The 13,816-nt window shown below is 52.4% G+C and carries 7 protein-coding genes; all 7 read left to right on the forward strand.

All coding sequences use genetic code 11. The annotated features are described in order from the left end of the window. Nucleotides 1-45 precede the first annotated feature (45 nt). The 7 genes from QMO62_RS24205 (at nt 46) to QMO62_RS24235 (ending at nt 13,376) form a co-directional block, all read left to right on the forward strand. Complete coding sequence (locus QMO62_RS24205) at nt 46-4,959, forward strand: family 43 glycosylhydrolase (RefSeq protein ID WP_284645072.1); 4,914 nt, start codon at nt 46-48, stop codon at nt 4,957-4,959. Between the two features lie 201 nt (nt 4,960-5,160). Continuing rightward, nucleotides 5,161-6,117 carry an ABC transporter permease gene (locus QMO62_RS24210; protein WP_284645073.1) on the forward strand — a complete coding sequence of 319 codons (957 nt, stop codon included), beginning with the start codon at nt 5,161-5,163 and terminating at the stop codon, nt 6,115-6,117. Nucleotides 6,118-6,136: 19 nt separating this feature from the next. Continuing rightward, the gene (locus QMO62_RS24215) at nt 6,137-7,009 is read left to right on the forward strand and encodes a carbohydrate ABC transporter permease (protein WP_284645074.1); all 873 of its coding nucleotides are present in this window, start codon (nt 6,137-6,139) and stop codon (nt 7,007-7,009) included. 41 nt (nt 7,010-7,050) lie between these two features. Further along, a complete protein-coding gene (locus tag QMO62_RS24220) occupies nt 7,051-8,691 on the forward strand; it encodes an extracellular solute-binding protein (RefSeq protein ID WP_284645075.1) in 1,641 nt (546 codons plus the stop codon). A gap of 102 nt (nt 8,692-8,793) precedes the next feature. Next, nucleotides 8,794-9,909 carry a glycoside hydrolase family 88/105 protein gene (locus QMO62_RS24225; RefSeq protein WP_284645076.1) on the forward strand — a complete coding sequence of 372 codons (1,116 nt, stop codon included), beginning with the start codon at nt 8,794-8,796 and terminating at the stop codon, nt 9,907-9,909. Between the two features lie 123 nt (nt 9,910-10,032). Continuing rightward, nucleotides 10,033-11,847: a cache domain-containing sensor histidine kinase gene (locus QMO62_RS24230; protein WP_284645077.1), complete on the forward strand. Its 1,815-nt coding sequence runs from the start codon at nt 10,033-10,035 to the stop codon at nt 11,845-11,847. Beyond that, nucleotides 11,844-13,376 carry a response regulator transcription factor gene (locus QMO62_RS24235; RefSeq protein ID WP_284645078.1) on the forward strand — a complete coding sequence of 511 codons (1,533 nt, stop codon included), beginning with the start codon at nt 11,844-11,846 and terminating at the stop codon, nt 13,374-13,376. Before QMO62_RS24230 ends, QMO62_RS24235 begins: the two co-directional genes overlap by 4 nt. Nucleotides 13,377-13,816: the final 440 nt, after the last annotated feature.

Here is a 13,816-nt window from a genome sequence, read left to right on the forward strand (position 1 = left end):
AAGGTAGAATGAGGAAACGGGCGAAAAAAACAAGGAGGATGGCACATGGTCAAAAAAAAATTCAGACATCTGCTGCTTTGTCTCGCACTGCTGCTGATGCTGCCACAATGGAGCGGAGTGGCTATGGCCGCTGAGCCGGCGCCGGCTCAGCCGCATTCCGCGTCCGCGCAGGAGGGGAAGAATGTGTCGGATTTTTACAATGTCATCATGCAGACAGGAGCCGATCCTTGGGTCTACAAGCACACGGACGGCTTCTATTACAATGTATTTGTCAACTCCAGCGGCATCATGATCCGCAGAGCGAAGACCATCACCGGCATTGAGGCGGGCGAGAGGAGTCTGGCTTGGACGCCGGTGAAAGGCACCATGTACAGCTCCAACGTTTGGGCGCCGGAAATGCACTATCTCAAGGATACCGACGGCAAATTCAAGTGGTATATTTACTTTGCGGCTGATAACGGAACCAACGCAAACCACCGCATGTACGTGCTGGAGAACGCCAGTGACAATCCGTTGACCGGCACATGGGAGTTCAAAGGGAAAATAACCGATTCTACGGACCGTTGGGCGATCGACGGTACTGTGCTGACTGTAAATGAGAAACACTATTTCATCTGGTCCGGTTGGGAAGAAACGGACGGAAGCTTCCAGAACTTATATATTGCGCAAATGAGTGATCCACGGACCATCAGCTCGGAACGGGTACTGCTCTCTACGTCTGAACATGATTGGGAATCGTCTCCGGCCAGAATCAATGAAGGTCCCCAAGTCACGATAAAGGGCGACACGATCAATCTGGTCTATTCCGCCAACGGAAGCTGGACAGACAGTTATTGCCTCGGGCTGATCACAGCCAAGATCGGCGACGACTTGATGAATCCCGGATCTTGGGTGAAAAGAGACACGCCGATCTTCTCCAGCGCCAATGGCGTTAATGGCCCAGGCCACCACAGCATCGTCACGTCTCCTGACGGTACGGAGGACTGGATCATCTACCATGCCGCCCGATGGCCGGGATCGGGATGGACCCGTAAAGTCCACACGCAGAAATTCACTTGGAACGCAGATAATACGCCGAACCTGGGAGCGCCCGCCGATCCGAACATTCCGATTGCCAAGCCTTCGGGCGAGCCGGTACGCAAGCGTTATGAAGCGGAGCACGCCCTGTTGGTGAAAGACCCCAGCGGCGCAGCCGGTCCCGCTGTCCGGCTGGAAAGCACCGCATCCGGCGGGATGAAGATCGCCAACATCAAGAACGCCAAAGATTTTGTCCAGTTTACCGTAGACGTACCGGAAGCGGGATTTTATATGCTGTCCGTGCGCAATGCTAACGGCTCACCCAATGCGGCCGATGCCTCCCATATCTTGTCGGTCAACGGGGGCTCCGGGGCAAATTTGAACATCGTTTATTCCGGCCAGAATCGTTGGGGACACTCCACGGCGAAGGTCCATCTTAAGGAAGGCAGCAATATCCTCCGCTTCTCGAAGGGGAACAACCTTGCTGAAATCGACAGCTTAGATATATTTAAGCTGGATGCGTCGGAATTGTTATTCGATGCCCCGGGGTACACGTTGGGAATGGGTGAAATCCGCAGCTTGCCCCTGTATACCGTAACAGGCAATACCTATAACGCTGTAGACACAGGAGTAAGCTTTAGTTCTTCCGATGCCAAGGTCGCCGTTATTGACGGAGGGGTTAGGGTTAAGGCTGTAAGTGCGGGTAGTGCCACAATCACCGCCACATATAACGGGAGAACGGCCACAGCTGCAGTGACCGTTGTTGCGGAGCCTAAAGTGGTGCAGTCCGTTGCCATGGAAGGATTAAACCGCATCCTATTCAGCGGGCAGACGAGCGGGCCCTTGCAGGTAACGGCACGCTATAACAACTATGAGGTTCAGAATGTGACAGCGGCTGCCCAGTATACAAGCAGCGACCCAGGGGTGGTCGGAATTAATTCGGATTCTGTGACCCAATCGGTATATGCCGTTAAACCGGGCACAGCTCTTATCACAGCCGAATATAACGGCAAGAAGTCAGCACTCAACGTGACCGTTATTGCAGCTTCCGATGCGGTTCAGGTTGCTTCCGAAGTAAGGATTCCTTCCGGAGTAGCCCCTGGGCAGCCCAGCGTTGTTGACGTTGTCTACAACAGCCAGTCAAAGAAGGCAGAGGTTGTCAGCTGGGAGCCGGAGGGAATTGACTTCAACTCCCTTGGTACGGTTCAGGTGCCTGTCACCCTGAAGCTGGATGGCCGTAACTTTCCTTCTACTATTGCCGTAAACGTGATTCCGGGATGGGGCCTTGATGAAATTGTGAATCAACTCCGCAGCAAGCTGGTGAGCTTCTCTTATCCTTTGGGCGATGGGCTGGGCAACTATAGCCAATCCAAGTATGATGCCTTCGTGGCCGAAGTGAACAAGGCGGAAGAGATGGCCGCAAACGCCGATCTGAGCAAAGAACAGTTTGATGAGGAACTGGATAAGCTTGCTCAAGCGGAAGCAGCATTGTTAGGTTCGCTGAACAGCATTCAGGACGGCGTAATCTATAACGCTTACCGTGATTTCTCCGGCGATACGGTCGGCAAGTACCCTTACGGCATCACCACCGAAGCTCTGACCAATGGCGCTACCGCCACTGTGCAGGAAGAGGCCGGGAATCAATTCCTACGGCTGACCACAACCGCTACTTCGGGCAAGGCCAACCTGTTCCTGCCGTATGCAGGCGAAGTAAAGGCTGAGGCGGATCAGAAGATTGTCATCGAATACCGCGCCAGATTAAACACCAGCTTCCAGTACGCCAATGGCGCAATGATGCGAAATGACAGCGGCACAGGCAATTATTCCATGGTCACGGCTTTTGATATGGGTAAAATTGTAGTCCAGAATGCGTCAACTAAGATCAAAGTCAAAGACTTTCAGTACAATACATGGTACAACATCAAGATGGTGGCAAACTGGGTCGCCAAGACTTATACCGTCTATATAGACGATGTTGTGGTGGCCACTGACTACAACTTCCGCCACACAGGCGGCGACAAGCTGACCGGCCAGCTGTTCGGCATCGATGGCTACGCCAACGCCTCCATCGATTTTGACGATTTCAAAGCGATGGTTACCGGAGGACCGAAGGCTTCGCCTGAGGGACTCGAGATCACCAATGAAACAGCGGTTGGGGCCAATGATGGACGCATCACCGGGGTTAGCCCTTCCATGGAATGGTCCTCTAACATGGGGAGCACCTGGTTGAGGGTTGAAGGAGATACCATTGCAAATCTTTCTCCCGGGACTTATTGGGTTCGTTACCCTGAGACGGATACCCATAAAGCCAGTCCCCATGTGGAGTTGACCATAAAACCGGCGACTCCACCGATCCATGTGACGGGTGTGAGCCTGAACCAAACCACCGCCCAACTGTATACTAACCATGGGGACTCGGCTGTCCAGCTAACCGCCAATGTGGAGCCGGCTGACGCAGCTGACAAAACCTTGACCTGGACCACTTCCAATCCGGTTGTAGCTACTGTGGATGAACACGGTCTCGTGAAGGTTCATGCCGCAGGTACAGCCGTAATTACGGTAGCCACTGTAGACGGAGGCTACACCGATACATGTACAGTGACCGTAAGCCTGTACTCTGACTCTGTCCATGTGACGGGTGTGAGCTTGAATCAGACCACAGCTGGGCTGTATACCAACCATGGGGCTTCGACTGTCCGGCTTACCGCCAATGTGGAACCCGCTGGCGCAGCTAACAAGACGGTCGCCTGGAGCAGCTCCAAGCCGGCTGTAGCTACTGTGGATGGACATGGGCTTGTGACGGTACATGCCTCCGGAACAGCCGTTATTACGGTAACCACGGAAGACGGCGGCTTCACAGCTTCTTGTATTGTAACTGTGGGTGTATATGATAACGATAGCGGTGAAAGCGGCGGAGATTCTCAAAGTGGCGGCAGCAGTCCCCAAGGTGGCGGCAGCAATCCCGTCGTCCCAGCTACACCGTCTACCGGGGTCAAGAACGGGGATGGCAGCACGACCACCAGTGTCACCGATCAGACAACCGGTACGGTGACGGAGACTACTGTCTGGCCGAATGGAGACCGTGAAGTGATAACGAAAGAACGCAATGGTACCATTACGGAGGTTGTCACCAAGCAGAATGGAAGCAAGCGTGAGACCGTGAGCAAGCCCGATGGAAGCAGCCGATCTGTCACCACGGACACGCAAGGAGTCAAGGTTGAGACCGACACAACTTCTCTGGGGGAAGTAACTGCCACTGTCCATTTGCCCGGAGGCGTAGCACAAGCGAGGGTCACCATTCCGTTCAAGAATGCTTCTGCTTCCACGGTGGCCTATGCGGTTCGGGAAAACGGAACCAAGGAAGTGATCGGAACGGTTATCACCGAAGCGGGACTGAGCTTTACAGCCAAGGGCGATATGACGGTGAAGCTGATCGACAATAAGGTTGTTTTCCGGGATGTGCCTGGCAGCCATTGGGCTGCGGAGGCGATTGCCTTCACGGCAAGCCGCGAATGGCTGCTCGGAACGGAGCAGGGAGTCTTCGCTCCCGAGGTATCCTTGAGCCGCGCCATGCTATTTACCGTGCTGGCCCGTTTGCATGGCGTTGAGACGGAAGGCGGGGAATATTGGTACAGCAAGGCGAAAGACTGGGCTACCGCTTCCGGGATCAGCGATGGCAGTACCCCTGAAGCTTCCATTACCCGGGAACAACTGATTACTGTCCTGCACCGTTACGCCGGACAGCCTGCTGCAGGCAGCAATGGCAAGAGCTTCGCGGACAGCGGCGAGGTATCCGTCTGGGCGAATGATGCCATCGATTGGGCTGTATCGGCAGGTATTCTTAACGGCAAACCGGGGAACCTTCTAGAGCCCGCCAGTGTTGTCTCCCGGGCGGAGGTATCGGCCATGCTCGCGCGCTTTATAGCGTGGCGCAGCAACTAAAGCGGCCCAAGTGGATCACAGGTAAACAAAACAAGGAGCCAAGCGGGAATCCGCCCGGCTCCTTGTTTTTTTTGCGTCCCGCGTGAGAAACAAAAATCGCACAGAAAGACCTAAAGATTCTTAAGGCTCGGAATGTACGAACCGCGGTACATTATAAGCATCACAAACAATAAAACTTTCAGCAGGAAAGAAGGGGGAGCCATGAAAACAACGCCTGCCGCCGTAGGAACGGATAGAGCACCGGCGGCCAAAGAGGCTTTTTACCAGACAAAGCGGTTTCGGCAAAATATTCCGTTATTTGTCATGCTTATACCGGGCGTGCTTTATTATCTGATATTCCGCTACTTGCCTATGGGCGGTCTTGTGATTGCTTTCAAGAACTACAATTTTCACGATGGCATATGGTCAAGTCCTTGGGTGGGGTTGAAATATTTCGAGGTTTTATTCCAGTCTAACGTCTCGCTGCAAATTATCTGGAATACCCTTACCCTGAGCGTTCTGAACCTGATCTTCGGGTTCCCTGCGCCGATTATTATCGCCATTGCCTTGAATGAGGTCCGGAAGAGCTGGGTGAAGCGCTGGATTCAAACCATTATTTATCTGCCTCATTTTTTGTCCTGGGTTATCGTTTCAGGCATTATCCTGACCGTGTTCTCCATCGACGGCGGCACCATCAACAAGCTGCTGGGGCAATGGGGGATGGAGCCGGTGCCGTTTCTATACCGCACAGACTCATGGACCGCTATCTTTATCGGCTCCGGCATGTGGAAGGAGATGGGCTTCAGCGCTATTATTTATCTCGCCGCTCTCTCCGGCATTGACCCCAGCCTGTACGAATCCGCGGGGATGGACGGCGCAGGCAAGCTTAGGCAGATTTGGCATATCACCCTGCCGGGCATCCGTCCTACGATTATCCTGCTGCTGATTCTTGGTATGGGCCGTCTGATGGAAGTAGGGTTTGATCAGGTTTACAATTTGCAGAATCCCACGGTCCTGCAGAAAGCGGAGGTCATCAGCACCTACGTGTACAAAGTGGGGCTGCAGCAGGCCCAGTTTGGTCTGACTACAGCTATGGGCTTGTTTGAATCCTTTGTCGGCCTGGTGCTTGTGCTGTCGGCCAATGCGCTGGCCCGTAAATTCGATCAGGGATTATTCTGAAGAAAGGAGGGAAATCCTCTTGAAGGAATCCACAGGCGGAAAAATATTTGTCATTTTTATTCATGTGGTGTTGATCATCATAGCGCTCACCTGCATCCTGCCTTTCCTGCATCTGATGGCGCTGTCCGTAAGCTCGGGGCATGCGGTTGACCTGGGTCAGGTCTGGTTCTGGCCGGTAGGGCTTGATTTCACCGTGTATAAATACTTTTTTGAGAATACGCCGGCCTTGCGCGCTTTTAACAACAGTGTGATCATTACCTTAGGCGGAACTTCCTTAAGCATGCTGGCCACGGTGCTGACGGCCTATCCTTTATCCCGCCGTTACCTTTACGCCCGCAAGCCGATCACAACGGCCGCATTGTTCACCATGCTCTTCAGCGGTGGCATGATCCCTACTTATCTGGTCATGAATAGCCTGCATTTGACCAATACTTACTGGTCCCTCTGGTTTGGCGGGCTGATCAGCACCTATAATATGCTGATTATGAAAAGCTATTTTGAGAGCATCCCGGGGGAAGTGGTGGATTCGGCCCAGATTGACGGCTGCGGAGAGGTCCAGCTGCTCATGCGCATCATCCTGCCCTTGTCTCTTCCCATGCTGGCTACGCTGACGTTATTCTACGGAGTGGGCTACTGGAACATGTTCATGAGTGTTATTCTTTACATCAATAAGACGAATTTGCAGAATCTTACGGTCATCGTTCAGGGGATGCTGCAAATTCAGGGGAACTTCAATATGTCGGCCATGGATATGGTGCAGCAGCAGGAAATGGTATCCGAAAAGCTGAAAGCGGTTGGGGTTATGGTTATGGTTGCGCCCATGCTGGCGGTATACCCGTTCCTGCAGAAGTATTTTGTCAAAGGCATTATGCTTGGCTCTATCAAAGGTTAGCGGCAATAATGAAATGAATCATAGATTGAGGGGGATTCCACATGTTTGGACAAACATCCGCAAACAGAATGAAGATGGTGCTGGCACTGGGATTGTCGACGGTTATGGCAGCAGGGGCAGCCGGTTGCAGTCAGAAGGAAGAGGGGACAACGGGGCAAGCCGAAGGAAAAGCCACAATTACCGTTTCCAACTATGACAGGGGCAATATTCCCGCAGCGGAGGGGACGGTTGAGGAGAACCGTTGGACCAAGTGGATCAACGAGCATTCTCCCGTTACGGCCAAGTATGTGCCGATAGCCCGGGCAGAGGCAGTCAAGAAGCTGAATGTGTTGTTCGCATCTGGCAGTGCGCCGGATATTGTCAATGATTATGATACGGGGTTCCGGAATTCTCTGTACCAGCAGAAGCAATTGATGCCTTTGGACGATTACTTGAAATATGCGCCTGAATATGAGAAGCTGCTGCAAAAGTACCCACAGCTTCGCAAGATAGGCACCAAGCCGGACGGCAAGCTGTACGAAATCGGCAAAATTAATGAGCCCCATCTGCAGAGTGTAGCCTTTATCCGGATGGATTGGCTGAAAAAGCTGAAGCTGGAGGTTCCGAAGACCACCGACGAATTGCTTGTCGTTCTGAAAGCATTCGTTGAACAGGACCCTGACGGCAACGGGAAGAAGGATACGTATGGAACCAATATGAGCTACACCTCGGACGGCATGGTGGATTCCATGTTCGGCTCGTACGGCTGGAAAATCTCCAGTGATGACAAGATTATCAGAACTTGGGATAATACGCTGGAGTCTCTGAAATTCAAGAAAAGGTTATTTGAGGAAGGGCTTATCGATAAGGATTACCTGGCCGACAAGAATGGAGCCAAAGCCAAGCAGGATTATCTGAACGGAAAAGTAGGCGTTTATCTTCCTCCTGCTATCACCAACTGGTTTGAGAGTACGGTAACGGACATCCAAACGCTTCGCAAGGTGGTTCCGGGGGCGGAAATTGCGCCGATGGCGCAGCCGAAGTCGCCCATGGGTCAATTCGTTCATCATGTGGTCAATCCGGTTCAAATGACAACGGTGATCAATGCCGCGGCCAAAAATCCGAAGGCTGCTATGGAATATATTAACTTCATGATCAAGCCGGAGAACGGTTTGATTCTGAAAAAAGGAATTGAGGGAGAGCATTGGAAAAAAGGTGCGGACGGTTTCCCGAAAGTCATTGATCCTGCGAAGAATGCCAAGGAGCTGGATTGGGCCATGGACTACTCTATGTTCTACTCCATCCCTGAGAATCCGCTTCTGATTTCCACCACTGCGTTCGACGTGAACAATCCCGACCAGAAGGCCGGTCTGGACATGCTGAAGAAAGCCGACGAGTTCCTGCTGAATCCCGAGGCGCAGTATCCCGCTCTGAGTCACTATGAGCATATGCCTACCCTGCCGAGCGACCTGGTAGTGATCAATACCAATATCGATAAGGAAATAAAGGACATTTATACCAAAGGCATTATCGGCGGAGCCCAATATACCCCTGAGCAGGCTGTTGCCGATGCCAAAGCTGCCTGGGAAAAAGGCGGCGGCAAGCAGATTGAGGAATTCATGAATACTTGGTACAAAGAAAACAAGAGAAACGCCTTCCTGGGTAAGGATATTTTGGATCTGGTCCGTTCCCAGCACAAGTAAGGGCTGAAGGGCCTGCAATAGGATGAATGCGGACTTGGTTCGGCAATGGCCGGGCCAAGTTTGCTTTCGGAACATTTTATATGAGTAGGAGTAGGTAGAATCATGACTAATGAAATGCTGCTTCAAAACATCGGACTGGTAGTGGACAAGCTTATGAATTTGGGCGGCAGCGACTACGAGAAGGATAAAACCGTGGTCCAGGCCGATACAAGAAAAGGGATTGTCCAACGCGATTTCGGTATCGAAGAATGGGACTGGCCCCAGGGCGTCGGTCTTTATGGTCTGTACAAGCTGCAGAAGTATTACGGAGATCGCCGCTTTAAGGAGTTTTTTCAGAACTGGTATTCCCGCAATTTGGAGGTGGGTCTGCCGTCCAAAAACATCAATACTACCGCCCCTTATCTGGCTCTGGTTCTGCTCCTGGATCAGCTTGAGCCTTCCAGCCAGCTGGAACAGCTATGCCGGGATCACGCGGACTGGCTCGTTCATGAGCTGCCCAAAACCAAAGAAGGCGGCTTCCAGCATACCGTCACTGCTATTGGCAACCGGGATGGAATCCACCTGCACAATGGGCAGTTATGGATTGATACGCTCTTTATGGCGGTTCTGTTTCTGAACCAAGCCGGGCGCAAGTTCAACCGGCCGGAGTGGGAGCAAGAAGCGGTACACCAGATTCTGCTCCATATCAAGTACTTGTTCGACAAACATACCGGACTGTTCTTCCACGGCTGGAGTTTCGAGCGTAATGATAATTTCGGCAGCATCTTCTGGTGCCGCGGCAATTCCTGGTTCACCTACGGCCTCGTCGATTACCTGGAAACTTGCCGGGATACGATAAACCCGGGCGTCCGTCAATTTCTGGTTGATACGTATAAGGCTCAGGTCAATGCTTTGGTTTCGCTTCAGGCCGCTTCCGGTCTATGGCACACAGTCCTGCAAGACCCAACTAGCTATGAAGAAGTATCCGGATCGGCCGCAATTGCCGCAGGTATCCTAAAAGGCATAAAAGCCGGTATTCTGGATTCCTCCTATCAGGCTGTTGCGGACAAGGCTATTCAGGCGGTTTGTCAAAATATTAGCGGGGATGGAACCGTGCTGAATGTGTCGGCCGGAACCGGTATGGGTATGGATAAAGACCATTATAAAAACATTACCATCATGCCGATGGCTTACGGACAGTCCCTTGCTCTTATTGCCTTGTATGAAGCTTTAAAATAATACGGGTAAACCGGACCGGAACATGACGCGCTTCCTTCCTATGTAGACAGGTAAAATGAAAACCTTGTTTGCTTGGAAGGAAGCGTTTTATAATACAATATGATATTCAAGGGGGCGAGCCGATTGCATCCGACAAGCTGGCCGGGGATTATAGCCGGAAAAATAAAAGGCAGCTTCAAGATCAAGCTGATCGTGCTGCTCTCGTGTATGGTAACGCTCGCCTTTGCCTTGGCAGGCTGGATGGTTTACCAATCTAATATCCAGTTAATGGAGGATGAAATCAGCAAGCAGTTCTCCATTGCCAACGAACAGGCTTTGGCCAGACTGGAGATGTCCTTTCAGGAAGTCAACCGGGTATCCCAATCCATTATCTTGAATCCGTCCATCGAACAGTTCCTCAGGGAGAACATCGTTCCCGTAAGCGATTCCTACACCGAATTCAAGAACCGCAAGTATGTGGAAGAGCAATTGAATATGCTGCTTGTGGATGCGCCGTCCATCCGTTCCGTTTTCCTGTATAATGAGAACGGGGAAATGACGGTTCTCTCTAAAGTAGGCGCGTCGGGAGAGCCGGGAACGGAAGACTTGAACAGGATGATGGAAAAGCTTAAGCCCCATCGGGGGAATATGGTTTGGGGCCGGGCCGAGGCGGCCAGCAGCATTGATCCGGAAGGCCGCAGAACGGTTCTGGTCGCCGCCAGACGGATGCTCAATGAGAAGCTGATCCCGTACGGCACCATGGTGCTGGTGATGGAGGAAAGCCTGGTATCCAAGGTGCTGCGGGATCTTACGGAGAACGGGAGCGGCAAGGTGCTGCTGCTGGAGCCTATGGGCGGTATGCTCTACTCCAATACTGACCAGAGTGAGATGGAGCAGCTCTTGCAGCTGACAGGGGCCAATTATCCCCGGTATGTCAAAATGAATGGCATCACCTATCTGTTTGTCCGCCACGAGCTCATTCCGGCCGGCTTTACCCTATATGGAGGGGCATCCCTGCAGGAGATACAGAGGAAAAATAAAGACATCATCCAGGTATTGGCAATTGCCGGAATCGGCGTCATCCTGCTCAGTGCATTGTTGATTACGATTTCCACCCGGACGCTCCTGACACCTCTGTCCCATCTGATGCAGGGACTGCGTATGCTGCGTTCCGGCGATTTCACGGTCCGTGTCAAAGTGGATTCCGGCGATGAGCTGGGCTACATCGGAGACAGCTTCAACAGCATGGCGGAGCAAGTGAGCGAGCTGATCAATAAGGTTTATTTGGCCCAGATCAGCCAGAGGGAATCGGAGTTGAAGGCCATCCAGGCCCAGCTGAACCCCCATTATCTGCACAACCTGTTCAATGAGCTGTATTGGAAGCTGTACAGCAACGACCAGGAGGAGACGGCGCTTCTGATCAACGCCATCTCGGAGATGTTGAAGTATTCCCTTAAATCTGTCCAGACGGACACGACTCTTGGCGAAGAGCTGCATCAGATCCGTAATTACATCAAGATCCAGACCGAGCTGTTCACCGGCGAGATAGAAACGATTATTCAAGCGGAGGAGTCCCTGCTCAATCTGCGGATGATGCGTTCCCTCTTGCTGCCGGTGGTGGAAAATGTTTTTGTACACGCTTTCCGTGATATGGAGAAAGACCGGGTGCTACGGATTAAAGCGTTCTTGTTCAATGAAGCGCTGCATATCGAGGTGGCAGACAACGGATGCGGCATGGATAAAGAAACCCTGAGAGCCTTGACCGAGGCAGAGGCTGATCTGTCGGACGGCAATAAGACGGCAATCGGCTATAAAAGTGTGCTGCGGCGCATTCAACTGGTATACGGACCCGCATATGGAGTGGAAACGACAAGCAGTAAAGGGAAAGGAACGGTTGTTCACATGACGCTTCCTATTCAATCCGGGACACTGGGAAGTCATGAGGAGGGGAACGAGTGAAGGGCAAGCTGTTTATTGCAGAGGATCAGCCCAATTTCCGCAAGGGGCTGCTGAAGCTGGCGGGGAAGAGGTCCGCCGAGTGGGTGGTGACGGGGGAAGCGGCCAATGGCCGGGATGCCTTGCTCATGATGGAGAAATGTGTTCCGGATCTCTTGCTGACCGATATCCGAATGCCCCATATAGATGGGCTGCAGCTGGCAGAGGAAATCAGAAGCCGCGGCTGGTTGACGAAGATTGTGATTATAACCGGATTCAAGGATTTTTCGTATGCCCAGTCCGCCGTCAAGTTCGGGGTGCTGGACTTTATCACGAAGCCTTGTGTGGAAACGGATATATTAAGCGTACTCGACCGGATTTATGTGCAGCTGATTGAAGAAAGCCAGTCCCAGCACTTGGTGGAGGGCTGGAAGCGCCAGCATGAAGACAGCGAGCTGCGCTCGGCTATTATGGGCATGCCCTGCAGCGGTGAAGAGGTGGAGGCTCTCCTGAAGCGGATGAAGCAATGCGAGCTGCATTTTCTGCGAATTCCTACCTATTTCCCCCCGGAGAAGCATTATTCCGCCCAGGATGTGCCGCTTTTGCAGTTTGCTTTCGCCAATATTGCAGGAGAGCACTTGAACAAATGGTTTCCCGGCGGCTTTCGCCTGTTTCCCCTGAACGCATCGGAGTGGGCTTTATTGGTGGACCGAAGTGCTTCCCGGCCGGATACATCCCCCTCATGGCCGCAGATCCTCACCGATTCGGTCCACCATTATCTGAGGCTGGCTCTTGAATGCAGCGGACAAGGGCTATGCGCCAGCACGGAGGAATTGCGCGAGAGCTACAGACGGTATCGCCGGGAAGGGGATAGGGACCACGGAATTGCCAATGAATCGCTGCTCAACCAGACGGCGCTTTACGAGAAGGAGAAGGAGATTGTAACCTGGCTGATGTCGGAGGATAACAGCCGGCTGAGCCGGGAGCTGCAGGAGCAAACCGTCCGGATCAGCCGTTTGCCCCCGCAAACCGCCAAGATTGAAGCGCTGCTGCTGGCTGCCGCCATTCTCCGGCTGGTGCAGGTCCAGTTTCCCGAATGGCAAATGGCTGTGCGCCCCATAGAGTGGGATTCTGTCTACAAATGCGCGACACCGGAGGATATTGTGGCATGGCTGCAGGGATACATCCATGAATTCCTGCAATCCCACAATAACTGGCTTGCGAGTAAGAATGATAATCCGGTCAAGCAGGCCATCCGGTTTATTGAAGAATCCTACATGGGGGTATGCGGCTTGGCCGAGGTGGCGGCTCATGTCCATCTTAACCCCAGCTACTTCAGCAATTTGTTTAAAAAGGAAACCGGGGAAAGTGTAACCGGCTATATTCAGAACCTGCGCGTACAGAAAGCGAAGCTTCTGCTGAAAAGCACAGATATGAAAATATTCGAAATTTCCGAGGCCACCGGCTTCAACGACTCCAATTATTTCACGCATATGTTCAACAAAATAGCGGGAGTCTCCCCCAAAGAATACCGCAAGCAGATGGGCCAGTGACACCGTGCCCAAACCGGACAGGCATCGCCGTGTACCTATCCATCCTCCCCGCCAAGCTGCTTCATCTTGATTATGCCCTGAGCGCCAGTCTTATGGCCGAACGGGCAATTTACTCTAAAAGCTGCCAGAGCATCCGGCAGCTTTTCATTTTGATAAAAACAAAGCGCCAATTGCTTTCGACAACGACTTCGAGCCGGTAACCTTTAACTATCGGGCGCAATTGCATGTCGGCCAAGTCGTTGACGAGATAGCCCGGTTACTGCCTGAACGGCCGTTATATGAGAATCAACGAATTCGTCCGGCCGATTGAAAGGAAAGCCTTCTATAAAATCGCACAGCAGCTCATCCGCCGCGAGGATGAAAACGGGATCTATCTACCTCCCCATATCCGCAACAATGTGAAGTTTCAAGCTTACACAAAGAAAGGGCTCAAGAGAACG

It is taken from the genome of Paenibacillus silviterrae (assembly GCF_030167925.1).
Lineage (GTDB): Bacteria > Bacillota > Bacilli > Paenibacillales > NBRC-103111 > Paenibacillus_G > Paenibacillus_G silviterrae.

Bases quoted from the DNA above. Each gene is read 5' to 3' on its own strand.
- QMO62_RS24225 (WP_284645076.1), top strand. From the start codon at position 8,794: ATGACTAATGAAATGCTGCTTCAAAACATCGGACTGGTAGTGGACAAG.
- QMO62_RS24205 (WP_284645072.1), top strand. From the start codon at position 46: ATGGTCAAAAAAAAATTCAGACATCTGCTGCTTTGTCTCGCACTGCTG.
- QMO62_RS24220 (WP_284645075.1), top strand. From the start codon at position 7,051: ATGTTTGGACAAACATCCGCAAACAGAATGAAGATGGTGCTGGCACTG.
- QMO62_RS24210 (WP_284645073.1), top strand. From the start codon at position 5,161: ATGAAAACAACGCCTGCCGCCGTAGGAACGGATAGAGCACCGGCGGCC.